Annotated in this window: 16 protein-coding genes; 3 read left to right on the plus strand and 13 right to left on the minus strand. The window is 70.5% G+C overall.

Annotated elements, in window-relative coordinates:
• Positions 1–181: 181 nt before the first annotated feature.
• The 6 genes from D7X55_RS04605 to D7X55_RS04630 form a co-directional block, all read right to left on the minus strand.
• Positions 182–535 (minus strand): two-component system response regulator, encoded by a 354-nt coding sequence (locus tag D7X55_RS04605; protein ID WP_158626314.1) that lies wholly within the window; start codon positions 533–535, stop codon positions 182–184.
• 92 nt (positions 536–627) lie between these two features.
• Complete coding sequence (locus tag D7X55_RS04610; RefSeq protein ID WP_120549251.1) at positions 628–1,851, minus strand: glutathione-independent formaldehyde dehydrogenase; 1,224 nt, start codon at positions 1,849–1,851, stop codon at positions 628–630.
• A gap of 143 nt (positions 1,852–1,994) precedes the next feature.
• Positions 1,995–3,377, minus strand: a complete 1,383-nt coding sequence (locus tag D7X55_RS04615) for an MATE family efflux transporter (RefSeq protein WP_120549252.1) — start codon at positions 3,375–3,377, stop codon at positions 1,995–1,997.
• A gap of 119 nt (positions 3,378–3,496) precedes the next feature.
• A complete protein-coding gene (locus D7X55_RS04620; protein WP_120549253.1) occupies positions 3,497–3,850 on the minus strand; it encodes a response regulator in 354 nt (117 codons plus the stop codon).
• The gene (locus D7X55_RS04625; RefSeq protein ID WP_120549254.1) at positions 3,847–5,469 is read right to left on the minus strand and encodes an ATPase domain-containing protein; all 1,623 of its coding nucleotides are present in this window, start codon (positions 5,467–5,469) and stop codon (positions 3,847–3,849) included. The genes D7X55_RS04620 and D7X55_RS04625 overlap by 4 nt, the downstream gene beginning before the upstream one ends.
• Positions 5,470–5,491: 22 nt before the next feature.
• On the minus strand, positions 5,492–6,616 hold the full coding sequence (locus D7X55_RS04630) for a hybrid sensor histidine kinase/response regulator (protein WP_233609582.1): 1,125 nt from the start codon (positions 6,614–6,616) through the stop codon (positions 5,492–5,494).
• Between the two features lie 212 nt (positions 6,617–6,828).
• On the opposite strand from D7X55_RS04630, the gene D7X55_RS04635 reads away from it, so the two are divergent.
• Positions 6,829–7,590: an alpha/beta fold hydrolase gene (locus tag D7X55_RS04635; RefSeq protein ID WP_120549256.1), complete on the plus strand. Its 762-nt coding sequence runs from the start codon at positions 6,829–6,831 to the stop codon at positions 7,588–7,590.
• Here D7X55_RS04635 and D7X55_RS04640 read toward each other — a convergent pair whose 3' ends face one another.
• The 4 genes from D7X55_RS04640 to D7X55_RS04655 form a co-directional block, all read right to left on the minus strand.
• Complete coding sequence (locus D7X55_RS04640; RefSeq protein ID WP_121722346.1) at positions 7,591–9,471, minus strand: RICIN domain-containing protein; 1,881 nt, start codon at positions 9,469–9,471, stop codon at positions 7,591–7,593.
• Positions 9,472–9,521: 50 nt separating this feature from the next.
• Entirely contained in the window at positions 9,522–11,729 is a 2,208-nt protein-coding gene (locus tag D7X55_RS04645; RefSeq protein ID WP_121722356.1) for an FUSC family protein, read from the minus strand.
• Between the two features lie 93 nt (positions 11,730–11,822).
• The gene (locus D7X55_RS04650) at positions 11,823–12,860 is read right to left on the minus strand and encodes an ATP-grasp domain-containing protein (RefSeq protein WP_121722347.1); all 1,038 of its coding nucleotides are present in this window, start codon (positions 12,858–12,860) and stop codon (positions 11,823–11,825) included.
• A gap of 3 nt (positions 12,861–12,863) precedes the next feature.
• Positions 12,864–13,898 (minus strand): putative zinc-binding metallopeptidase, encoded by a 1,035-nt coding sequence (locus tag D7X55_RS04655; RefSeq protein ID WP_233609583.1) that lies wholly within the window; start codon positions 13,896–13,898, stop codon positions 12,864–12,866.
• A 211-nt stretch (positions 13,899–14,109) separates the two neighbouring features.
• Between D7X55_RS04655 and D7X55_RS45470 the strand changes: the two genes are divergently transcribed.
• Positions 14,110–17,103, plus strand: a complete 2,994-nt coding sequence (locus D7X55_RS45470; RefSeq protein ID WP_121722348.1) for an ATP-binding protein — start codon at positions 14,110–14,112, stop codon at positions 17,101–17,103.
• A gap of 57 nt (positions 17,104–17,160) precedes the next feature.
• On the opposite strand, the gene D7X55_RS44065 is transcribed toward D7X55_RS45470, so the two are convergent.
• The gene (locus D7X55_RS44065) at positions 17,161–19,485 is read right to left on the minus strand and encodes a M20/M25/M40 family metallo-hydrolase (RefSeq protein WP_120549261.1); all 2,325 of its coding nucleotides are present in this window, start codon (positions 19,483–19,485) and stop codon (positions 17,161–17,163) included.
• A gap of 276 nt (positions 19,486–19,761) precedes the next feature.
• Positions 19,762–20,088, minus strand: coding sequence for a hypothetical protein (locus tag D7X55_RS04670; protein ID WP_121722349.1), 327 nt, complete (start codon positions 20,086–20,088; stop codon positions 19,762–19,764).
• A 219-nt stretch (positions 20,089–20,307) separates the two neighbouring features.
• Between D7X55_RS04670 and D7X55_RS04675 the strand changes: the two genes are divergently transcribed.
• A complete protein-coding gene (locus D7X55_RS04675) occupies positions 20,308–20,709 on the plus strand; it encodes a VOC family protein (protein ID WP_120549263.1) in 402 nt (133 codons plus the stop codon).
• 72 nt (positions 20,710–20,781) lie between these two features.
• On the opposite strand, the gene D7X55_RS04680 is transcribed toward D7X55_RS04675, so the two are convergent.
• Complete coding sequence (locus tag D7X55_RS04680) at positions 20,782–24,345, minus strand: endopeptidase (protein WP_121722350.1); 3,564 nt, start codon at positions 24,343–24,345, stop codon at positions 20,782–20,784.
• Positions 24,346–24,350 lie beyond the last annotated feature (5 nt).

Raw genomic sequence — 24,350 nt, forward strand, 5'->3', positions numbered from 1 at the left:
CCTGCGGGGTCTGCGCCTGCTGCACTCGCGCCGCGACGGCGCCGCCAATCGACTCACCGATTCTGGACATGTTGGGTCTTCCCCCTCGAACCACCGAGACGGTGGACGTTGATGGATTATCGACCCTCGCCGCCCGGAGTTGCGGTCTTTTCCACCCCTACATCCACCCCAACGGCGCCCGTCAGGGCCGGCTCCGGTAGCGGTCCACGGCGGCCAGGAGCACCTCCGTGCGCACCGGCTTGCCCAGCAGGCCCACCGTCCCGGCCGGGGCCGCCTGGAGGTCCGGGTCCGCGGTCAGCGCCAGCACCGGCAGCCTCGATGCCTGGTCCAGGCCGCGCAGCCGGGTGAGGAAGCGCTGGTCCTCCGGGTTGCGCAGCATCAGGCTGAGCAGCACCAGGGAGGGACTTCGAGGGAGCCGGGACAGCACGTCCAGGGCCTGGGGGACCGTGGCGACGGACAGCACCGTGTAGCCCTCCAGCACCAGGAGGGCCACCAGGGCCTCGCGCAGGTCGTCGTAGCTTTCGACGACGAGCACGGTTGAACGTGTGTCCAGGGCATCCACCATCAAGCCTTATACCGCCGGAGTCCCAGGGCGTGCACCCCCTGGGGACCGGGGGCAGGTGGGTCTCAAGCGCGGGCCTTGGGGCTCAGCTGGGGCTTGAGGATGACCTTGGTGTAGCCGTCCTTGCGCGCGTCGAACTTCCGGTACGCGTCCGGCGCGTCCCGCAGCGGCAGGCGGTGGCTGACGATCATGCTCGGCTTCGCCCGGCCCGCGATGATGAGGTCGCGCAGGAAGTGGTTGTAGCGCTTCACCGGCGTCTGGCCCGTGCCCACGGTGATGCCCTTGTCGAAGACCTGGGCCCACGGCAGCGGGTAGATGCCCTGCTTCGCGTTCTCGTCCGGGGCGCCGGGGTCCGGGGCCATGTAGACGCCGATGACGCCGATGTGGCCCGTGGGGTTCACCAGCTCCACCAGCTGCTCCAGCACCTGGGTGGGCTTCTCCTTGCCGCCGTGCGTGTCCGCGGTCTTGATGTCGCGCGACTGGTAGCCCACGGCGTCAATGCCGCACATCACGCCCAGGGCCTTCTCCTCACCGGGGCGCAGCGCGCCCATGATGAGCGGGTTGCCTCGGCGCAGGTCGAGGATCTGCTTCACCGGGTCGCCCTTCGTGAAGTCGATGGGGATGGCGCCCATCTCCTTCACCTTGGCCAGGCGCTCCGGGACGCTGTCCACCACGTAGACCTCGGAGGCACCGCGCAGCAGCGCGCAGTAGCCGGCGAGCAGGCCCACCGGGCCCGCGCCGAACACGGCGACCGTGGCGCCCGGCCGCACGTTCGCGAGCTCGGTGCCGTGGTAGGCGGTGGGGAACACGTCCGACAGGAGCAGGAAGTCGTCCTCCAGGTCGTCGCCCGGCTGGCCCGGAATCTTCAGGCAGTTGAAGTCCGCCCAGGGCACCCGCAGCAGCTCCGCCTGTCCACCCCGGTACGGTCCCATGCCCGCGTAGCCGTAGCCCGCGTGCGGCGCCTCCGGGTTCGCGACCAGGCAGGCCTCCGTGCGCCCGCGCACGCAGTCGAAGCAGGTGCCACAGGCGATGTTGAAGGGCAGCACCACGCGGTCGCCCTTCTTGATGCTCCGCACGCCGGGGCCCACCTGCTCCACGACGCCCATGTTCTCGTGGCCGAACACCTGCCCGGCCTTGGACGCGGTGCGGCCCTCGTACATGTGCAGGTCGCTTCCGCAGATGCCCGCGGACGTGACGCGGATGACGCAGTCGGTGGGGGACTCCAGCTTCGGGTCCTCGACCTCCTCCACCTTCACCTGGCTGTTCTCTTTGTAGACGACGGCGAGCATGAGCCCCTCCCGGGTTGGATGCGTAACGCGGCCCACCAAAAGTGGGACGCGGCACGTCCATTGGAAGAGGCCGTGGAATTCCCACGCCCGGCCGCCCCGTGCAGGCGTGCAGGGCGGGCGCGCATCCAGGCCCTCGCGGCCCGTCAGTGCGCCATCACCACCGGCGCCTCCGCCGGAGACACCAAGGACTGACGCTCCCACGCGCGGCTGCGCCAGCGCAGCCACATGGCCAGGCCGCGCGTCCACTCGTCCGCGGCCACCGCCAGCCACACCCCCGCGAGCCCCAGCTGGAGGTGGAACACCAGGTAGTAGCCCAGGGGCACGCTCATGCAGACCATGGAGAGCACCCCCATGATGACCGGGAAGGTGGCGTCACCCGCGGCGCGCAGCGCGTTCACCAGCACCAGGTTGAACGAGCGCCCCGTCTCCAAGAGCAGGCTCAACAGCAGCACCTGCGACGTGAGCCGCAGGATGTCGCCGTCGTGCGTGAAGAGGCGGATGAGCGGTTCACGCAAGAGGATGGCCGTCACGTCCACCGCCACCGTGATGCCGACGCTCCACTTGAGGCTCTTGAGCACGCGCGCGTACGCGTCCTGGGAGCGCTTCGCGCCCACGAGCCGCCCCACGATGATGGACGTGCCCATGCCAATGGCCAGGCTGCACAGGAACACGTACTGGGACATGGCGTTGGCGTACTGCCGCGACGCCAGCGCCACCGGACCCAGGTACGTCACGTAGTACAGGAACACCGTCTGGCACGCGTGGTACGTCAGCTGCTCCACCGCGGACGGCACGCCCACGCGCAGGATCTTGCGGACGTACTCGCGCGTCAGCGCCACGAAGTTCGTGGGCCGCATCTTCACGTCCATCACCCGCCAGAGCATCCAGCCGAAGACGCCCACCGCCGCCGCGCGGCTGAAGACGGTGGACATGGCCGCGCCCGCCACGCCGTGCGCCGTGAAGCCGAAGTGCCCGAAGATGAGCACCCAATTGCCCACCACGTGCACCACGTTCATGCCCAGGGCCACGTACATGGACTGCCGCGTGAAGCCGTACGTGCGGATGAGGCTGGAGAAGACGTTGATGAGCGCCTGGAGGAACAGGAAGCCGCCCGCGATGTGCCAGTAGGTGCTGGCGTACTCAAGCGTCTTCGGCTCCAGGTTCATCCGCCCCAGGATGGCGTCCGCGGACAGGAGCAGTCCGCCGCTCACGGCCAGGCCCAGCAGGAGGTTCAGGGTGATGGCCTGCGCCGCGATGCGCGCCGCCTCCACGCCCCGCTTCGCGCCCAGATACTGCGACACGACGATGGACGCGCCGTGGCTCACCACCTCCATCACCAGGATGCAGATGAAGACGTACTGATTGACGACGCCCACCGCGGACACGGCGGCGTCCGACACACCGCTGAGCATCAGCGTGTCCGCCGTGCCCATCAGCATGAAGAGGAAGATTTCGAAGAAGATGGGCCAGGTGAGCCGGAACAAGCCGGGCTCGCCCGCGGGAGTCGTCTGGACTTCGGTGTGCATGGATGCGCCGCGTCAGGTGACCCACTGTGCGCGCGCGATATTTCGATTTCAACCGGAAGCACCCGCGCCGCCTGCCTGGCTGGCGCGGATGCCTGGCGTTGAAAAAGTGAGAGCGGAACCTACGACGTGAGGCGGGACACGGTGTCGACCAGGTCTCGCAGGGAGAAGGGCTTCTTGAGGAAGCCGGCCCACTTCTGTTCCTCGGCCTTCGCCCTGGGCGGCTGGATGGCGCTCATGACGAGGATGGGGAAGTGCTGGGTGCCGTCCTTGCGGATGGCGTCGATGGTCTCGTAGCCATTCATCACCGGCATCATCACGTCGATGATGGCCAGGTCGGGCTTCTCCTCCTTGAGCCTGGCCAGGGCCTCGCGGCCGTTGCCGCAGGTGATGACGCGCAGCTGCTCCTCTTCCAGGATGGCCTGGATGGCTTCGGCGATGTCCTGCTCATCGTCCACGACGAGCACGGTCTTCATGAGCGCCTCCGCCGGGACGTGCCCGCCGGAGCCTTCTTCGCGGCCGGCTTCTTCTTCGCGGCCGCCTTGCGGCCCTGCTTCTTGCGCGTGCCCAGCGGGGCCTTCACCTTGTCGGGGCGGGAGGACTCGCCGGAGATGCGCGCGTGGCCGGTGAGGATGCTCTCCGCGCTCTCGAAGGTCTCCGCGACCTGGATGCCCTTTTCGCTGATGGAGAACTCGCGGATGGCGCTGTCGTAGGCGCTCTCGCGCATCTTCATGATGGAGAGCAGGCGGTAGAGCTGCGAGCGCAGCTCCACGTAGCGCAGCAGGATGACGTTCTCCACGGTGGACGCGGCCTCCGGCTGGGGCATGTCCACGCCGGGGCTGAAGAGCGGCGTCTCATCCGAGTACAGCGTGGTGACGTCCATCATCCGCAGCTGGTGCGCGAGCGCGGAGAAGAAGCGCCCCATGCGGTCCGGGTACACCGCCGCGGAGCGGAAGCCGGACACGCCGTCGATGAAGAGGCGCAGGCGGTCCACCTTGCGCTCCTGGATGCGCTCCAGCAGCTTCTCCGCCAGCGAGTCCAGGTTGTGCTCCAAGGGCGGCTGCCACTGGATTTCAATGAGGCCCTCGTCCACGTACTTCTTGAGGTCCCCCATGCCGGTGCCTTCGGCCTTCTCGATGAGGCGGGGAGGCGTCTCGAAGAAGCCGAAGTAGACGCCCGGCTGGCCCGCGCGCGCGCCCTGCAGGAGGAAGTGCAGGCCCAAGAGCGTCTTGCCCGTGCCGGGCGCGCCCAACAGCAGCGTGGTGGAGCCGGACAGCACGCCGCCCCGGAGCGCTTCGTCCAGGCGGGGGATGCCGAAGGGCATGCGGATGCGGTCCTCGCGCCCTGACGCGGCGGGGTGCGCGAACTGCACCTCCGTGCGCGGGTGGATGACGATGCCCTGGTTGGAGATCTCCACCTCATGGCGGCCCAGCAGGGACGGGCCGCCGCGGAACTTGGTGGCGATGAGCTCGCGCACCGCGCGGGGCCCGTGCAGCCACAGGGACAATTCGAAGATGCCGTCCACCGCGGTGTTCTCCGGGTGGATCTCCCCCTCATGGTGCGGGGCGAGCAGCAGCGAGGTGCAGCCCAGGATGCTGCTGAAGGTCTGCAGGTCCTGGAGGAAGCGCTTGAAGGACAGGTCCGAGCGGGCGAACTCCTTCGCCGCGTCCATCCCGTCGATGATGAGCAGCGTGGTGCCGTGGGCCTGGGCGTTCTTGCGCAGGAGCTCCAAGAGGCCCTTGAGCCCGTCGCGCTCCAGGTCGCGGTAGCCGCTCAGGTACTGGAGCCGGTCCGGGATGACGTCCGGGTCGAAGAACGTCATCTGCGACAGGTTCTCCAGCATGCGCCCGTGCGACTCCGACAAGAGCGTCACGTAGAGCGCCTTGCCGCCGTTCTTCACGTGCTGGAAGGCGATCTGGTTGGCCAGCACCGTCTTGCCGGAGCCCGGCGGGCCGATGATGGCGTAGGACGAGCCCTGGATGAGGCCGCCCTTGGTGATGAAGTCCAGCCGGGGCACGTTGGTGACGAGGCGCTTCGCCGGACTCCTGCCTTCGCCAGACGGATTGCTTCCGTCCGCGTCTTCGGTGTTCGCCACGAAATCCTCTTCTCTGGAGACGTCAGTAACGCTGGGTGCGATTCAGGGGGAGCTTCAATTCGAAACAGGCGCCCTGGCCCAGGGCGCTCTTCACGGTCAGCGCGCCTTCGTGCGCGGCGGCGATCTCCTGGGCCAGGTACAGCCCCAGGCCCAGGCCCTCGAAGCGGCCGCTGGACGCCACGCGCTCGAAGCGGCGGAAGATGCGCGCCTGGTCCTCCGGCGCGATGCCCACGCCCTGGTCCTCCACGGCGAGCACCGCGTGGCCTTCGTGCGTGGACAGGCGCACCTTCGCGGGCCGGTCCTCGCCGAACTTGATGGCGTTGGACAACAGGTGGCCCACGGCCTGCTCCAGCATGCGCCGGTCGCCAAAGAGCAGGACGGGGGCTTCGGGCAGCTCCACGGCCAGGGCCACGCTCGCGCTCCTGGCCGGAACCTGGAAGCGCTCCACCTGTTCGCGCACCACCTGGGAGAGGTCCACCGTGTCCACCAGCAGGGTCACGTCCTGCGCGGACAGGCGTGACACGTCCGCCAGGCTCTCCACCAGGACCTGCAGCCGGGTGAGCTGGCGCACCGCGGGCTCCAGGCGCTTCTGCATGGAGCCGCCCGCGTCCGCGTCGCCCTTCACCATCTCCACCGCGCGCTCCAGGTTGAGGCGCAGCACGGTGAGGGGCGTTCGCAGCTCGTGCCCGGCGATGCGCAGGAACCGGTCGCGCGCGCGCACGGCGTCCTGCGCGCGGGCCTGCAGGCGCAAGAGGGCCTCGATGTTGGCCAGCAGCTCGTCCTCCGCCAGGGGGCGCGTCCAGTACGCGTCCGCGCCCTGGGCCAGGCCCCGCACGCGGTCCTCGCGCTGGACGGACACGGACGACAGGTGGGCGATGAGCAGGTCGTGCGTGGGCTCGTCCGAGCGCAGGCGGCGGCACACCTCGTAGCCGTCGATGTCCGGCATGTGCACGTCCAGCAGCACCAGGTCGGGCCTCCCCTGGGCCAGCCGCAGGGCCTCACGCCCTCCCGTGGCCTCGAGCACCTGGTAGCCGCCCTGCTTCAGGGTGAGGCTGAGCAGGTACAGCGTCGCGGGGTCGTCGTTGACGTTGAGGACCGTGACTGCTGGGCGGGTGTGCCGGGGATTCTGGGAGTCGGACGGATTCACGGACGGTGTCGCGGGAACAGTGGGGCCGCGCGCGGCGAATGGAACCACCTGCACTCAAAAAGAGTGGCGGCAGTGTGCCGGGGTCCGCCCCGGGTGTTGCCCGCCGGACGGATCCGGCGCTGGAGACGTCCTCCTTTTCCCAGGCGGGGTGTCAGGCGCAGGATGGGTGAGCAGACGCGGGCCCGGATTTCCGGCCTTGGGAGGGACACGGCATGCGCGGTGCGGCGGGTGAGCTGTTCGTCGATGACGGTGGGACGGGGCAGGGGACACCCGTGGTGTTCGTGCACTCGGCGTGTGGAGACACGCGGCAGTGGGCGGCGCAGCTCCAGCACGTGCGGCCGCACCGGCGCGCGGTCGCGTTGGATCTGCGCGGCCACGGCCAGTCCACGCTCACGCCGGACGCGGACTTCACGGTGGAGGACCTCGCCGGGGACGTGGCCACGGTGGTGGAGGGCCTGGGGCTGCCGCGCGTGGTGCTGGTGGGCCACAGCCTGGGCGGCGCGGTGAGCCTGGCGTACGCGGCCGCGAACCCGGAGCGCGTGGCGGGCCTCTTCCTGTTGGATCCCGCGTCCGACGGGCGCCAGGTCCCCAGGGAGGCGGCGGAGGGGATGATGGCCGCGCTCGCCACGGACGGCTGGGTGCAGGTGATTGAGCAGTACTGGAGCACGCTCCTGGTGCCGTCCAGCCCCCAGGTGCGTGAGCAGGTGCTGGGCCAGCTGCGGCGCACGCAGCGCGGGGCGGTGAAGGCCGCCATGGGCGCGCTGCTCAAGTTCGACCCCGTCACCGCGCTGAAGCGCTACCCGGGGCCGGCCCTGTCCGTCATCACGCCGCTCAATGAGAACCCCGGCGCGTACCACGTGCTCGTCCCGAGCCTGCCGTCGAAGCGCGTGACGGGCACGGGGCACTGGGTGCAGCTGGATGCCCCCGAGCAGGTCAACACCCTGCTCGATGGCTTCCTGGCGACGGTGCCCTGATCAGGGCATGGCCTCCAGGCGGAACTGCTGGCAGTCGTTGTTGGACCAGCTCCACTGCTGGACGGTGGCGCCGTCGCCGCTCGCCCAGCAGTTGCTGACGTCCAGCACCTTGCCGCTGTGGCGGGCCTCGAAGCGGGTGTAGCCGCCGGTGGTGGCCACGGGCTTGAATTGCTGGTTGGCGCCGCCCGCCCACGCCCACTGCTGCACGCGCGCGCCGTCCGCCGCGCTCGCGTCCGCCACGTCCACCGCCTTGCCGCTGTAGCGCGACACCAGCCGCGAGTAGCCGCTGTCCGTGGCCACCAGCGCCCACTGCTGGCTTTGGCCCGTGTGGCACGCCCACTGGTGCAGAACAGCGCCGTCCGCCGCGGACGGGCCCGCGATGTCCACGCACTTCCCGGTGGCCTTGTTCACCAGCCGGTACCACGGCCCCTGCGGGCCGGACGTCCCGCCCCACTGGAAGGACGCCACCGAGCGCGGCGGCAGCGTGTACTCGAAGGCCTGGCCACCCCAGCGGACCTTGAAGGACAGCGTGGCGCCGTCGTTGGAGTTGAGCGCGATGAGCGCGTGCGAGCCGTCCGGGTTCCGGAAGGCGAGCGTCTCGATGTTGTTGTTGCCTGGCGACGTGGCGCCCACGCGCACCGCGCCCGGCCGCACCACCTTCGCCAGGTGCGCCCACGCGTAGAACTCCTCGTTGCGCGTGTACGTGCCCGCGGCGTTGTCCACGGTGAACATGCCCCGGCAGTCCGAGCAGCCGCCCACGCGCGGCCCGTGGCTCGGATCCAACGCCAGGTTCCAGTAGAAGGACGTGCGCGACCAGTGGCGCAGCGGCCCGAAGAGGTTGTTCTGGAGCGCCCACTCCAGATTGGCCGCGGCGTTGGTGGCCCAGAAGCCGCCGGTGCACTCCGTGAAGTGCACCTCCTTGTCGGGGTACGCGTCGCGGAAGGCGGACTGGACGCTGTAGCTGCCCTCGGGGCTCTCGTAGCAGTGGTACGCCACGCCCGCGACGGCGCTCCGGGCCTGCCCGCCGTTGTAGGCCATCACCTCGTGCGGATAGCCCGCGGGGCCCGAGCCGTCATGCCAGTTGTGGTCCCACGCCAGCACCTTCACGCCGTTGAAGCCCGCGGCGTTGAGCGCGGGGCGCAGGTGCTGCGCGGCGAAGACGCTCTGGTCGTTGGACTCCATCTGCATCGTCGCGTAGCCGCCGTTGGCGTTGTGCGGCTCGTTCTGGGGGCTCAGCGCGTGGATGGGCACGCCGTTCGTCTGGTACGCCTGCACGAAGCGCACGAAGTAGTTCGCGTACGTGCCGTACAGGTCGTTGCGCAGGTAGCCGCCGCCGGTGAGCGAGTTGTTGAACTTCATCCACGCGGGCGCGCTCCACGGCAGCGCGAAGATTTTGACCTCCGGGTTGATGGCGCGCGCCTGCTTCAGGAGCGGCAGGATGTACGCCGTGTCGTGGCCCACGGAGAAGTCGTTCAGGTCACAGCAGGTGTCGTCGTAGGTGTAGTTGTTGCGCGAGAAGTCGGACGCGCCCATGGGCAGGCGGATGGCGCTCTGGCCCGCGCCCGCCGTCACGCTGAACAGGTCGTTCATGATGGCCGTGCGCTGGGGCGAGTTGAAGATGAGCCACGCGGACGAGTCCGTGAGCGCGCCGCCAAAGCCGTCCACCGTCTGGTACGTCACGCCGTCGTTCACGTCGATGGCGGTCGCGCTGCCCGTCTCCGGACCGAACGTCTTGTTCGCCTCGGCGTTGAGCTTCTTCGCCAGCGCGCTGCCGGACGTCGTCGTCAGCCACACGCGCACCGTCTCGTTCGCCGCGCTCGCGGCGGGTGGCAGCAGAGTGGAGGCGGCCAGCAGCAGGCCGTGCAGGGGAATACGGGACATGGGGACTCCAGAAGCCAAGAGGGAGTCCGCAGCCTATTCCGGCTGTTCTGTTAAGGCGTGTTAATCGTGGATGGCGCGGGCTCCAGGCGCCGGGTGGCGGCGGCGTGGAGCACGTTGATCTGCCGCGCCAGCCGTTCCAGCTGGGACTGGAGCAGGGGGGCCTCGGAGCCCAGCGCGGAGCCGGCTTCATCCGGGGTGGGGACGTTCCAGCCGATGAGCGCGTTGAAGGAGGGCAGGGGCTTGGGGCGCTGGCCGTGGCGTACCGCCTGCGCCAGGTCCTCCATGCTCGCGTCCATGGCCTGTGCGTAGCGCGACAGGGCCTGCTGCACGGCCGGGGAGGTGGGCACGGAGCGGCGCGACGCGAGCAGGGTGCAGACGGCGGCGAAGCGCCGGGTGAAGGCGAGCAGCGTCATCAGCGGCTCCACCGTCTCCGTGCGCCAGCGCGGTTCGTTGAGCAGCCGCTGGAAGGACGTCTCCGCGTTGATGGTGGCCAGCCCCAGCTTGCGGCGCGCCTCCGCCAGCGCCGTCCCATCCGGCGGCGTCCCCCGTTGCCAGGCACGGGAGAGCACGGCGAAGAACTCGCGGTCCGCGCTCAGCGCGTCCGCCAGCTGTGCCGGGAAGCGGTGCTCCTCCGAGCGCTGCCACAGGAAGAAGGTGCCCGCGAGCGCCAGCGCGCCGCCGATGAGCGTGTTGACGATGCGCACCGGCGCCAGCGTCCAGTCGCCGCTGCCCAGCTCCGCCAGCAGCACGAAGGTGAGCGTGGCGAAGATGGTGAACAGCCCGTAGTTGAGCGGGATGAGGCTCACGCACAGGGCCGCGGTGCAGAAGAGCAGGCCCATCATCGCGTGCGGGTTCTGCAGCCACGACGACACGGCGATGGCCAACAGGCCCCCCACCACCGTCCCCAGCACCCGCTGGAGCGCCTTGAGGAACGTGGGCCCCGTGTACGGCTGCATGATGGTGAGCACGGTGAGGGTCACCCAGTAGCCGTGGTTCGGCCGGAACACGCTGGCGATGTACACGGCCGCCGTGGTGGTGACGCCCACGCGCAGCGCGTGCCGCAGCACCTCCGAGTCCAGCGTGAGGTGCGCGCGCACGGGATCCCACAGCGGCACGTGCGACTCCTCGGCCAGCGCTCGCGTGGGAGGAGGCGCCTCCGTGAGGGGGCCGGGCAGCCGGCACGCGGTGTCCAGCGCCACGTCCGCGCGCTCGCGCAGCTCCGACAGCAGCCGCGCGATGTCCGACAGCCGCGCGCGCTCCAGCCGCGTGATGAGGCCCCGCGCGTCCAGGTCTCCCACCGCGTCCCTGAGCGCGCGTCCGTCCCAGTCCGGCTGGGGCCTGCGGCTCCGGCCCTCCTGCTCCACCAGCCGCACCAGGTCCCGCGCCGTGTTCGCGCAGTCCAGCAGCGCCACGGCCACCGCCGCGCGCGGATCCCCCACGGGGCCGCTCACCGGCGGGCCCAGGGTCTCCAGCTGCTCACCCAGGGCGATGAGCCCCATGAACATCGCGTCCGCGGACTCCAGCAGCACCAGCAGCCGCTCACCCCGGCCGCGCTCGACCCGGCCCTGGCGCGTGGCCGCGAGCGTGGTGCGCGCCAGCTCCAGCGTCTCGCGGATGCGCCCGTGCTGCTCCTGGATGAGCGCCTGCCACGCGTCCTCGCGCGCGCCCTGCACCGTGCGCGACATCCCCTCCGCGTAGTCCGCCACCGCGTCGAAGCACGCCGCCACCGCCTTGCGCGCGGGCCGGTAGGGGCGGATGGGCCAGAGCAAGAGCGACAGCACCATGGCCCACGCGGAGCCGCCCAGCACCGCCACTCCGGACTCCAGCGCGGGCACGACGCCGGCCGCGGGCAGGCCCAGCGCGATGACGAAGGTGGTGGCGGCGATGTTGCCGGTGAGGTTCGCCGCGGCACCGTAGACACCCGCGAAGCTCCACGCCGTCACCCACAGCAGGGTGGCGGGAATGGCCAGGGTGGGGTGCATTCCCGCCAGGCCGCCCAGCACCGCGGACACCGCCGCCGCCAGCGCCGTGCCGCCCATGGCGCGGAAGCGGGCGTGGTAGGAGCCGCCCTTGTCCACGAAGGACGTGTTGAAGCCGCCCACGGCCAGCCACAGGGCGCCGGGCAGGTGCAGCGCGGTGCCCACGACGGTGGGGACGAAGAACGCGAGCGCGGCCCTCAGGCCTGCCTTCACCGCGGGCCGCACGGGCGCGAAGCGGGCCACGGCCTTCGCATGGTCCAGGAACTGACGGTGGAGCACGCCTTCCCCATAGAGCAACGCCCCCGGCCGGGCCACCGGAATCCGGGCCCGATGCCGTGGGGGCGTCACTCCCGCGCGGGGCGCCGCGTCTTCTCAGTGCGTGGCGGGCACCGGCTCCCGGGCGGGCGCACCGGCCGTGGCCCTGGGGGCCACGCCCAGACCGTGGCGCCGGGCGGCGGTCTCCACGATGCGCTGCACGAGCGCCTCGTAGCTCAGGCCCCGCTCCTTCGCCCCCATGGCCACCTCGCACTGCGTCTCCAGATACGGGTTGGGGTTCACCTCCAGGATGTACGGGTCGTTGGTGCGGCTGGACACGCGGAAGTCGATGCGCGCGTAGTCGCGCAGCTTGAGCGCGCGGAACGCCGTGATGGCCGCGCGCTCCATGCGCCCGCGCAATTCGTCCGACAGGTCCGTGGGCATCATGAGGTGCGGGCTGCCCGGCGTCTCCGGGCCGAACTTCACCTCGCGGTTGGCGATCTTCATCCGCTTGCGGTTCCACCGGGAGCCGAAGTCCAGCTCCACCACCGGCAGCACCTCCGGGTTCGTGGCGTCCCCCAGCACGCCCACGTACAGCTCGCGGCCCTCGATGAACTCCTCCGCCAGCGCCTCGTCGTCGAACTCCTGGCGGATCTTCTTCACCCGCCGGGCCAGCCCCTCCATGTCCTTCTCCACGCCAAGCCCCATGGACGCGTCCGAGCGCGCGGGCTTCACCACCAGCGGGAAGGACAAATCTCCGTTCGCCTGGAACGACGTGCCGTCGAAGGTGGCGAAGCGCGGCGTGAGCACGCCGTGGAACTGGAGCAGCTGCTTGGTGAGCACCTTGTCCTGCGCGAGCAGCAGGCCCGCGGTGCCCGCGCCCGTGAAGGGCACGCGCGCCAGCTCCAGCACCGCCGCGACGTTGACCTCCAGCCGGTAGTCCTCCGCGAAGGTCTCGCAGAGGTTGAACACCAGGTCCGCGCGGGCGCTGGTGACCTTGCGCACCAGGTCGGAGACGCTCTCGTCCACGCACACCTCCGTGGTGCCGTGGCCGGCCGCGCGCAGCGCCGCGGCCACCTGCTTCACCACGGGGTCCGGCGGGTCGTCCTTGGCCTGATAGTGGAGGATGGCGATGCGAAGGGACTTCACGGGCATGTGCTAGTCCTCGAAGAAGCGGTCGGTGTGCAGGTAGTTCATCGCCAGGACGGTGACGAGCGACGCCAGCTGCATCGCCGCCTCGCGGCTGTCGTCCGGGTGCAGCGTGAGGTTCAGCGCGGCGGTGCGCTCCGCCAGGTGGTCCACGAGCGCGCGCACCACGCCCCGGCTCACCCCCGCGTAGTGGCCCACGGTGGACAACAGGCGCTGCCGCTCCGCCTGCACCAGCGTGCTGGCGCTCACCGGCGCCTCGCCCGGCCCCCAGAAGATGTCCTCCAGCGCGTGGTCGAAGGCGTTGCGCAGCTCCACGTCCACCTTCTCGTCCAGCTCGCGCTGGCGGTAGTGGTCCTGGACGGTGCCCTCCATCTCCTCGGTGGTGAAGTCCGGCTCCGCCAGCTGCACGGGCGGCGTCGTGCGGCCCAGGCGCTTTGAAATCTCCTCCACGTACTGGAGCTTCTTGAGCGCGCCCCAGCCCTGGTAGCGCTTCGCCCAGTCGCTGCCGGGCGTGAGCCACACCGCGAAGGTCTCCGCGAAGTCCTCGTCCGGGTGCTTCTGCGCGTACCAGCCGGAGATGTGGAAGACATACCGGCGCGAGAAGGGCCGGGGCTTGTAGTCGTCCTGATACGGCCGGCCGTAGTCGCCGAACACGCGGCGCCACTCGTCCGTGTCGTAGAGGCGGTACGCGTAGTTGAACGCGTGGCCCGCCTCGTGGCGCAGGTACATGAGGATCTCGGCTTCCGTCTCCGCGCCGCCGCCCAGCTCCGCTTCAATGGACAGCAGGTCCGGATCCGCCAGGTAGAAGGGCAGGCCGATGACGGGCACCCCGGACGGGCAGCCCCACTCGTCGGACAGGTAGCACTGGGGCTTGAAGCAGATGCCCTTGGCCTCCAGCTCCGAGTGCAGCTGCGCGATGTAGCGCTCCAGCGGCGTGCCCCCCAGCCGCAGGGACAGGTCCTTGATGCGCGCCTGGAGCAGCGCCTCGCGCCGGGGTGACAGCCGGCCTCGCTCGGCGCCCTCGGTGGGGTGCTTTTCGCGCAAGACCCGGGTTTCAGCCTGGGGCGTTGGCATCATCCCCGCGAAGGTGGGGCCGGAGGCCGGCGAAGGACAGCCCGCCCGCCCTGTTCCAGCAGCCGGCCAGCCGGGCGCCCGGGAGGTGCTCCACCCTGGACGGATGGACGATTTTCCAGTGGGAAGCCATGCGCCGCCGGCTTAGGGACATGGCTCGCTGATGTGAGGAGCAGCGCCCGCGATGAGCCAGGACGTCCCCGCGCAGACGCCAGAGACCCTCTTCACCGGGAGCAGTCAGATGCACGCGCTGGTGCGCGCGCATGACTGGGCCTCGTCGCCCGTGGGACCGCTGGCGTCCTGGCCCACGAGCCTCAAGGTGCTGGTCAAGACGCTGCTCGGCTCGCGCTACCCCATGATCCTCACCTGGGGCCCGGAGCTCACGCAGTTCTACAACGACGCCTATTCGCTGGTGATTGGGGACAAGCACCCGGCCGCGCTGGGCACGGACATCCGGGGCACGCTGGCGGAGGCGTGGGACTCGCTGGCGCCGCTGGTGCTGGAGGCCATGACGACGGGCGTCGCCAGCTGGGTGCCCGCGCTCCGGCTGCTGCTCAACCGCAGCGGCTACCGCGAGGAGTCCTACTTCGACGTGAGCCACGCGCCCGCCTACGACGACACGGGCGCCATCGGCGGCATGCTCGCGGTGTGCGCGGAGGTGACGCCGCGCGTGCTGAGCGAGCGGCGCACGCGGCTGTTGCGCGACCTGTCCGCCCAGGCGTCGGACACGCGCAGCGTGGCGAAGACGTGCGGCGACCTGGCGAAGGCCCTGGAGGCCCATCCCCTGGACGTGCCGTGCGCGCTGCTCTACCTGCGCGCGGACGACGGCCGGTCGCTGACGCTGTGTGGGGCCGTGGGCATTGGACAGGGCGGACCGCTGAGCCCGGAGCGCGTGCTGCTGGACCCCGGCTCGCGCATGGCGGCCCCGTACCTGCGCGCGCTCGAAGGGGAGCGGGTGCTGCGCGACGGGCTGGAGGCGCTTTTGTCCCTCCAGGGCGGGCCCTTTGGCGACGCGGTGGGCACGCTCCTGTTCCAGCCGCTCGCCGGGACGGGCGCGGCCGCGCCGCTGGGCGTCCTGGTCACCGCGCTGTCCCCCAACCGCGCCTTCGACGAGGGCCACGCGTCCTTCAGCGAACTGTTGAGCGCGCAGGTGTCAGCGTCGCTGCGCAACGCGCGGGCCTACGAGGAGGAGCGCCAGCGGGCGGAGGCGCTGGCGGCGCTGGACCGGGCGAAGACGGCCTTCTTCCACAACATCTCCCACGAGTTCCGCACGCCGCTCACGCTGATGCTGGGGCCGCTGGAGGACGTGCTGGCGCAGGTGCCGGTGACGGAGGGAGCGCGCAAGGACCTGGAGCTCGTCCACCGCAACGCGGGCCGCCTGCTGCGGCTGGTGAACACGCTGCTGGAGTTCAGCCGGCTGGAGGCGGGCCGCATCGACTCCAGCTTCGAGCCCACCGGCCTGGCCGCCTTCACCCAGGAGCTCACCGGCCACTTCCGCTCCGCCATCGAGCGCACCGGGCTGACCTTCAGCGTGGAGTGTGACGGGCCGCCGGAGCCCGTCTGGGTGGACCGCCAGATGTGGGAGAAGGTCGTGTTCAACCTGCTCTCCAACGCCCTCAAGTTCACCTTCCAGGGCGGCATCCGCGTGCGGCAGGAGGTCCGGGGCAACGACGTGCTCCTGCGCGTCTTCGACACGGGCACGGGCATCCCCGAGGCGGAGCTGCCGCACCTCTTCGAGCGCTTCCACCGCGTGCGCAACGCGCGAAGCCGCACCCACGAAGGCACCGGCATCGGGCTGGCGCTGGTGAGCGAGCTGGTGGCGCTGCACGGCGGCGACGTGTCCGTGGAGAGCGAGGAGGGGCGGGGCTCCACCTTCACCGTGCGCATCCCCCGGGGCTCTTCGCACCTGCCCGCGGACCGCATCCAGGCCGCGCGCCAGCAGGAGTCCACCACCGTGGGCGCGCGCCCCTTCCTCCAGGAGGCCGAGCGCTGGTCGGACGTGGAGCCCGCGCCCCCGGCCGAGGTGCCGTCGTCGCCGCCGGCGGAAGCCCCGCGCGGGGACCTGCCCCGCGCGCGCGTGCTGGTGGCGGACGACAACGCGGACATGCGCGAGTACGTGGAGCGCGTGCTGTCGCCGTCGTTCGACGTGACGCTGGCGGCGGACGGACAGGCCGCGCTGGAGGCCGCGCGCGCGAACCCGCCGGACCTGGTGCTGACGGACGTGATGATGCCCCGGCTGGGCGGCTTCGGCCTGTTGCGCGGCCTGCGCGAGCTTCCGTCCACGCGCGCCGTCCCGGTGGTGATGCTGTCCGCCCGCGCCGGGGAGGAGGCCGCGGTGGAGGGGCTGGAGGCGGGCGCGGACGACTACCTGGTGAAGCCCTTCAGCGCCCGGGAGCTGGTGGCGCGCGTGCGCTCCATGCTGGAGCTGTCGCGCATGCGCCGGGACTCGCTGCGCCAGGAGATGCTCGCCATGTCGCTGCGCGAGAGCGTCCAGGCCCGGGATGACTTCCTCGCGGTGGCGAGCCACGAGCTCAAGACGCCGCTGGCCGCCTTCCGCCTGCACCTGGAGCGGCTGGAGCGCAGCCTGGGCGAGGACGCGCTGGGCCGCGCGAAGAGCCCGCTGGAGTCCGCCGGCCGCCAGGTGCAGCGGCTGCACGCGCTGATGGAGACGCTGCTGGACGTGTCGCAGCTCACCACCGGCCGGCTGGCGTTGGAGTTGAACGACGTGGACCTCACCGCCGTGGTGGCCACCTCCGTGGCCCGGCTGCGCGAGGAGGTGGCGCGGATGGGCGTGACGGTGACGCTGGACGCGGGCCTGCCGCTGGTGGGCCGGTTCGACAAGCTGCGCATCGGCCAGGTCGTCACGCACCTCCTGGCGAACGCGGCGAAGTACGGCCAGGGGCGCCCCATCGCGGTGCGCGTGGCCGCCGAGGACGGCACCGCGCGCCTCACCGTGCGCGACGAGGGCATTGGCATCAGCGAGGAGGACCGCGCGCGCATCTTCGAGCGCTTCGAGCGCGCGGTGCCCGGGCGCAACTACGGCGGCCTGGGCCTGGGGCTGTGGATCGCCCGGCAGGTGGTGGAGACGCACGGCGGCCGCATCACCGTGGACAGCAAGCCGGGCCTGGGCTCCACCTTCGTGGTGGAGCTGCCCATCGAAGGGCTCAAGGCGGCCTGAAGAACACGAAGGGGACCCGGGGACACAAAGCCCCGGATCCCCTCACGTCACGTCACGTCACTGGACGGCGAACACCAGGTCGTCGCGGTCGTTGTAGCTGTTGGACACGCACGCGCTGGACGGGCTGCCGGTGCCGTAGCGGAACTGCGCGCGCACGGCCTGGTTGGCGCCGGAGGGCAGGGTGTACGTGGCGGACAGCGTGTTGGCGCCCGCGGCCGGCGGCGTGAAGGTGCCAATCAGCGTCCACACGGGCGTCGTCGCGGTGGCGTTGGCCGTGTAGTACAGGTCCAACCGGTCCGAACCGGGGCTGGCGTAGGCCCAGACGCTGGCCTCCACCTTCACCTGCTTGCCCGCGGCGAAGTTGGAGCCGTCCACGGTGGACACCTTGAGGGCCTCCACGGACTCGTCGCTCTTGTAGGTGCCCCCGCTGCCGTCGCCGCAGGTGGCGCGCAGCGTGTTGGGGGTGTTCTTCTCAGGCCCCAGGCTGCCGCGGCCGTTGAAGAGCGTGCCGCTGTCGCAGGTGGCCGCCGCCGCGCTGCAGCGCACCGTCCGCAGCGTGCTGTCGTAGGTGCCGGACGTGGACACGTTGGCCACCGTCACCGTCGCCGCCGTCGAGGTGGCGCTGTTGAGCGCGCTGTCGTACGCCTTCGCCGCCAGCGTGTGGCTGCCGTTGGCCACCGTGCGGCTGTCCCACGCGAAGCTGTACGGCGAGGAGACGGACGTGGCCTTCACCACGCCGTCCACCAGGAACTCCACCTTGCTGACGCCCACGTTGTCGCTGGCCGACGCGGTGACGCTGGTGGTGCCAGTCACGGTCGCGCCGCTCGCCGGCGCGGTGAGCGACACCGTGGGGGGCTGGGTGTCCGTGGCCACCGTCACCGTCACCGCCGCCGAGGTGGTGTTGTTGCCCGCGTTGTCGTACGCCTTCGCCGCCAGCGCGTGGCTGCCGGGGGACACCGTGCGGCTGTCCCACGCGTAGCTGTACGGCGAGGCGAAGGACGTGCCCTTCACCACGCCGTCCACCAGGAACTCCACCTTGGCGACGCCCACGTTGTCGCTGGCCGACGCGGTGAGGGGGGTGACGTCCATCACGGTCGCGCCGTTCGACGGCGAGGTGAGCGACACCGTGGGGGCCTGGGTGTCCGTGGGCTGGCCCTGGAGGGCGCCCTTGCCCAGCTCCGCCAGGTACGCGGCGCCGATGCGCGCGAACTTCAGCGCGTGGTTGGCGGTGCCCCAGTTGGTGCCGTCCTTGCTGTTGGCCAGCGTGTCGTTGGCCGTGTGGATGTACGGGTTTGACTCGTTCAGGTCGTACCGCGCCTCGAACGGCATGGACGCCGGGTAGCCCTGGGCGTGCCACGCCGCGTGGTCCGAGCACCCATAGCCGCACTGGATGTTGGCGCGCGAGTAGCCCGTGTACGTGTCGATGAGGTTGCCCAGGAACGCGTTCTGCGCCGCGTTGGTGTTGTCCGTGACGAGCGACACCTCCACCGTGGAGCCGCGGTAGTTGGTCATGTCCAGCTGGAGCACGCCCACCACGTTGGTGTTCGCCGTCTTGTGCGCCAGCGCGATGGCCTTCGAACCCAGCAGGCCCACCTCCTCCGCCGCGTACGCCATGAACTTCACCGTGCGCGCCGGCTTGTAGCCCTTGGCCATCGCCACCCGGAACACCTCCGACAGCGTGGCGACACCGGAGGCGTCGTCATCCGCGCCCGGCGCGATCGCGGTGGGGGGGCTGGACGCGAACTGCTGGATGGAGTCCAGGTGGCCGCCAATCACCACCACCTCGTCCGGGAAGACGGTGCCGGTGATGGTGGCGATGACGGACGGCTGGGTCCAGCTCGCGTGGGTGTACAGCTGCACCGTCACGTCGGTGCGTCCGCCGGCGTAGCCCGCCCAGGTGTTCCGCAGCCAGTTGGCCGCCTGCGTGCCGCCCGAGGAGTTGTTGTAGTAGCGGTTGGTGTAGCTGGCCAGCTGGGTGATGGTGGCCCGGATGCTGGGCTCCTCGAGGCCGGAGAACAGCCCGTTGACCACCGCCGCGTTGTCCAGCGTGTAGCTCACCAGCGACTGCGTGGGCTTAGGGGCCGCAAGCTGCGCGAGCGCCTCCTCCTGCGTGTCGTGCGCCATGAAGCCCGCGCAGCGGTGATACGTGTCATGCATGATGGAGGAGACGTCGCTCAGCTGGGACTCGGTGAGCTTGAGCACGCTCACCCCGTTCGCCTCGCCCACCAGCGTGGGCACGTTCCCGGCCGCGCGAAGCGACGTGCGCACCGCCGTCACCGCCTCCGAACCGATGGTGATGTAGACCTCCTTGTCACGCGACTCGGCGGAAGCAGTGGCGCAGCACAGCGACACGACGACGGGGGCCAATCTCTTCAAACGCATGTTCCGCTCCGATTCCAGGCGAGGGGCGCGCTGGCGGGGCACGGCGGGGACCTCCCACGTCCGGTCCGGACCAGGTGTCCAGACCTCGTGGGGCGGGGCGCATCCTGGGGAATTCAAGATGAGCCAGTCAAGCCGGAGACCGGAGTGAAACAGGATGAGACAGCATTTTCCGCCAACGATGACGCACGCGGGCCATGCGTGGACGCAGGTGCGTCACGAGCATGTCTTGGAAATTGAGAGGAAGAGGGGAGGCGCGCCCGAGGGGGTGGGCGGCGCTCAGGTCTGCAGGTTCATGCTCAGCGAGCGGCCGGCGGCGAAGCGGGGCTCCGCCTGGAGCTTCTCCAGCACGCGGTCCGAGGCGACGAGCGTCACCTGGGGCAACAGGCCCGGCTCGCTCATCCACTTCACCGCGCCCAGCAGGTGCTGGGCCTTGATGAACTCCAGCACGGCGCCATGGAAGGCCTTGCCCTCCTCGCGCCACACCTGGGCCAGCTCCGCCCGGTCGCGAGACTCCGGTGCCGGGGCGGCGGACCTGGAGGCCCTGCCCGGGCGCCGCTTCGGCGACGCGTCTTCACGGGGCAGGACGATGATTTCGATGAACATCCCGGCACCCTCCTGAAGGCAAGAACAGCGAAGTGCGCGGACTATCGCATGAAGCTGCGTCGTCCCGCCGCTGGATGCCCGTGCTTTTGCGGAGGTTGCTGCCGCTTTCACGACTTCCCGGGCGCGTGCGCCTTGACATGCGCGAATTGCCGTTCTGAAGGTCGCAGGTCCGGCGGGTGTCCGACAGACACCTCGCGAAGAAAGCACGGGAGACAGACCATGGAACTGCACCACGGCCGCATGTTCGACCACGTCCACCTCCAGGTCCGGGACCTGGAGGCAAGCAAGCGCTTCTACCGCGCGGTGCTGGAGGTGATGGGCATCCCGGTCTTCAACGAGAGCGAGCGCCACCTGGCCGCGGACGAGCTCTACATCAGCAGCGACCGCGAGCCCACGGCGCGCATCCACCTGGCCTTCCAGGCGAAGGACCGGGAGATGGTGCACCGCTTCCATCAAGCGGCGGTGGCGGCGGGCGGTCGCGACAACGGAGGCCCCGGCGAGCGCTCGTACCACCCGGGCTACTACGCGGCCTTCGTGCTGGATCCGGACGGCAACAACATCGAGATGGTCCACCACGGGCCCGCGAAGCGCTCCGCGCCGTCCGTCGTCTACACCTGGTGAGCCCGTGAAAGGCACGGGGGCCCCCGGGACGAAATCCGGGAGCCCCCATGTCACGTCACGCGCGGCTTGAGGCTAGCGCGCCGTCAGGGCCCGGCCCCGCACCTGCTTCGCGGCCGGAGCGGTGGGGTTGGAGGCCACCGCGGACACGACGTTGAACACCAGGTCGTCGCGGTCGTTGTACGTCCCGGACACGCAGGCGCTGGTCGGCGTGCTGCTGAAGCGGAACTGCGCGCGCACGGCGTGGTTGCCGGTCGTGCTGCCCACCGTGACGGGGAAGGAGAACGTCTTGAGCCCCGACGCGGTGCACGCCTGGGCCGTGGTGATGGCGGTCCACGAGGGCGTGGTGGTGTTCGTCGTGTAGTACAGGTCCAGCTGGTCGCTGGTGCCGTAGCACCACACCGTCACGTCCACCGTGAGCTGCTTGCCCGGGGTGATGGTGCCCTGGTCCACCGTCTTGAGCACGATGCGGTCGATGCTCTCATCCGAGTGGTAGGTGCCGGTGGAGCCGTCCGCGCAGGTGCCGCCCAGCGTGTTGGGCTGGTTGGGCTCCGCGCCGCCGGACAGCGTGCCGCGCCCGTTGACGAGCGTGGGGCCGGTGTCGCAGCCGCACACGGAGCCGCAGGCCGGGGTGCGCAGCGTGCTGTTGTACGTGGCCACGGTGGGCGTGCACACGTTGGTGGTGGTGAAGCTGAACGCGCTGCTGTACGGGCCGGCGCCGCAGCTGTCGGTGGCCCGCGCGCGCCAGTAGTACGGCGTGAGGTTGGACAGGCCGGGCGTCACGTTCCACGCGCTGGAGGAGAGGCCCGTCGTGCTGCGCACCACGTTGGTGAACGCGCTGTCGGTGGCCACCTGCACGTCATAGCCGGCGGCGCTCGCCACGTCGGACCAGTCCAGCGATGCGTTCAGGGACACGCCCGTGGCGCCGTTGGCCGGGGCCGTCAGGGTGGGGGCCGCCAGGGTGACGCAGCCGCGCGTGGTGAACCCGCGCGTCGCGCTCCAGGAGCTGGTGCCACCGCACGAGTTGAGCGCCCGCACGCGCCAGTAGTAGGCCGTGTTGGCCGTCAGGCCCGGGGACACGGTCCAGTTGCTGGCGACGAGCGAGTTGGCGCTGCGCACCACGTTGGTGAACGCGCTGTCGGTGGCCACCTGCACCTCGTAGCCGGACACGCCCGTCACGTCCGCCCAGTCCAGCGCCGCGAGCAGCTCCACGCCGGTGGCGCCGGAGGCGGGGGTGGACAGCGTGGGCGCGCCGGGCGCCGCGCAGGTGGGCGTGGTGCAGGTGCAGGTGGACGCCGGGCCGAAGCACGCGTTGCTGCTGGCGGGCACCACCGAGTAGCAATACTGGCGGCCGTTGGCGACCTCCGCGTCCGTGTAGCTGGTGCCGGTGACGGTGGCCACGCGCGCCTTGCCGAAGTCACAGCCCGCGAAGCCCTCCGTCTTCATCACCCAGTACTGGCTGGCGCCCGAGGAAGCCGTCCACGACAGGCTCACCTGGCTGTCGCCCGGGGTGGCCGTGGTGGTGGGGGCCGCCGTGGGGCCGGCCGCGCAGCCGCCGTTGGTGGGCGCGGGCGTGGAGCAGGCGATGTTGTGGCGGTTGTACGCGGCGTGGATGGCCGTCATGTGCGGCGTGCCGTCCGCCAGGTTGCCGTTGTCGTCGTCCGCGGCCAGCCACTGCATGTAGCCGTTCGTCGCGCCGCAGCCGTCGGACGTGCCGGCGGTGCAGTTGCAGGCGTGCCACGTGCCGATGTTGCCGGAGCCCTGGTAGAAGAGCTTGTTGCCCAGCAGGAACGCGTCGTTGGAGTTGTAGTTGAAGGGCGCCGCCGTCAGGTCGCGCGTCACCAGGTCCCACGCCGCCTGGCGCACGGGGGACGCGGCGCAGTGCACCTGCTTGCTGCACGGGCCGGAGCCGGACGAGCACATCTTGCAGGTGAAGTTCTGCGGGGTGGCCGGGATGTTCGGCGCGCTCGCCGCCCAGTCCGCGTCACGCACGCCCGAGCAGCGCAGGTTGCACCAGGACTGGCCCGCCACCTGGGCCTCCTGCTGGTTGTAGCCCGTGCCGTCCGGCGTGAGGCCGCAGCCCGTGTTCGTCGTCTGGAAGAAGCCGTAGCCCACGCAGGACGTCTGCAGCCGCAGGATGCCCGCGATGTCCGCGTAGCCCTCGCTGGAGTTGGACAGGGAGCCGTTGGCGTCGAAGTTGTCCATGCCGTGGCCCCACTCGTGGTCGAACACCGCGCCAATCTCACCGGTGTTCCGGCAGCCGCCACCGGACTTGTAGAAGTTCACGGAGCTGCCGTTCCAGAACGCGTTGCAGGTGCTGTTCAGGTTCACGTTGGACGTGAGCTGGCCCTGCAGCCAGGTGTTGCTGGGCAGCCAGCCGCGGGCCACCTCTTTAATCTTGTTCAGCTCGTAGAAGCTGGAGCGCGCCGCCGGCGTGTTGCCCGCGGACGTGCCCGCGGGCACGGTGCAGTCGTGGTCGTTGTTCACGCCGCCCAGGTCCAGGCTGCCCGTGGCGGAGCTGACGTTGATGGCGCCGCAGCTGTCGGCGATCTTCACGTACTTGCCGGACAGCGTCGTGTTGAGGGTGCCGGCGCTGTAGTTGTAGATACCCGCGCCGTCCGTGAAGTTGTTGGGCGACGCGAAGCCCGTGTTCGCCCACGGCATGGGCGTGTTGGGCTGCATGGTGCCGCACGTCTCCTTCGACGTGCAGGTGCCGATGTTGGTGGACGGGTACACGCCGCCCTTCACCTGGGCGTCGAAGTAGTGGTTGTCGTCCTCCACGGCCAGCACCTCGCCGGAGTTCGCGTCCACCGTCACCTTCCAGCGCTCGTGCTCGCCGGGGTTGGAGAAGCCGTAGCTCCACACCAGCGCGTGGCCATAGCCCTGGCCAAAGGACGCGCCCGTGCGCGCGTACGGGGCCACCTCCAGCGTGGGGGACTGCCACAGGCTGTTGGGCGCCAGCGCCACGCCCAGGAAGCTGCTGCCCGCGCTGAGCGCCTGGTTCGCGGTGAAGCGGGGCTTCGTGTCGATGCCCACGTTGGCCCACGCCTCCGTGCCCAGGAGGATGAGGTTGCCGTGGCTGATGGTGGCCGCCAGCCGGCCATGCCGCACCGGGATGCCGTTCACCACCTGCGGGATGTGCACCTGCCACAGCGTGTCCGTCACCTGCGTCACGCGCGGCGCGCCCAGCTGCATCAGGTCCACGCCAATGGCGTCCTGATGGTCCGCGACGAACTTGAAGACGAGCTCACCCACCACGGACTCGTCCACGCTGCCCACCGAGCGGCCCAGGCCCTGGCGCACGGACTCCAGCGTGACGGCGTTGCGGAAGCCGTCACCCGGGATGAGCGGGAAGCTGCCCTGGATGCCCGTGGGCATGCCGGACAGCGGATCCAGATACACCTGCACGTTGCCGCCGAAGCGGGTGACGAACCCCGCCCACCGGTCCGCGCCCGCGCGCGGCATCAGCGTGCGCGCCTTCTCCAGGGGCACGTTCTGGATGGGCAGGTACAGCTCCGGCTTGAAGAAGGCCTTCTTCGCGACCGCGCTCTGCTGCTCGGGCTGTGAGGGTTGGAAGGCGTACGTCGTGGACGACACCAGGAGGGCAAGACAACACAACGCGGACCGCAGGGGGCGCATGGACG

This window comes from Corallococcus sp. AB049A (assembly GCF_003668885.1).
Classification (GTDB): domain Bacteria; phylum Myxococcota; class Myxococcia; order Myxococcales; family Myxococcaceae; genus Corallococcus; species Corallococcus interemptor.

What these genes read in the sequence shown, in the direction of transcription:
- D7X55_RS04610 (WP_120549251.1), bottom strand. Translation starts at nt 1,851, where the DNA reads ATGCTCGCCGTCGTCTACAAAGAGAACAGCCAGGTGAAGGTGGAGGAG.
- D7X55_RS04615 (WP_120549252.1), bottom strand. Translation starts at nt 3,377, where the DNA reads ATGCACACCGAAGTCCAGACGACTCCCGCGGGCGAGCCCGGCTTGTTC.
- D7X55_RS04620 (WP_120549253.1), bottom strand. Translation starts at nt 3,850, where the DNA reads ATGAAGACCGTGCTCGTCGTGGACGATGAGCAGGACATCGCCGAAGCC.
- D7X55_RS04635 (WP_120549256.1), top strand. Translation starts at nt 6,829, where the DNA reads ATGCGCGGTGCGGCGGGTGAGCTGTTCGTCGATGACGGTGGGACGGGG.
- D7X55_RS04640 (WP_121722346.1), bottom strand. Translation starts at nt 9,471, where the DNA reads ATGTCCCGTATTCCCCTGCACGGCCTGCTGCTGGCCGCCTCCACTCTG.
- D7X55_RS04650 (WP_121722347.1), bottom strand. Translation starts at nt 12,860, where the DNA reads ATGCCCGTGAAGTCCCTTCGCATCGCCATCCTCCACTATCAGGCCAAG.
- D7X55_RS45470 (WP_121722348.1), top strand. Translation starts at nt 14,110, where the DNA reads ATGAGCCAGGACGTCCCCGCGCAGACGCCAGAGACCCTCTTCACCGGG.
- D7X55_RS44065 (WP_120549261.1), bottom strand. Translation starts at nt 19,485, where the DNA reads ATGCGTTTGAAGAGATTGGCCCCCGTCGTCGTGTCGCTGTGCTGCGCC.
- D7X55_RS04670 (WP_121722349.1), bottom strand. Translation starts at nt 20,088, where the DNA reads ATGTTCATCGAAATCATCGTCCTGCCCCGTGAAGACGCGTCGCCGAAG.
- D7X55_RS04675 (WP_120549263.1), top strand. Translation starts at nt 20,308, where the DNA reads ATGGAACTGCACCACGGCCGCATGTTCGACCACGTCCACCTCCAGGTC.
- D7X55_RS04680 (WP_121722350.1), bottom strand. Translation starts at nt 24,345, where the DNA reads ATGCGCCCCCTGCGGTCCGCGTTGTGTTGTCTTGCCCTCCTGGTGTCG.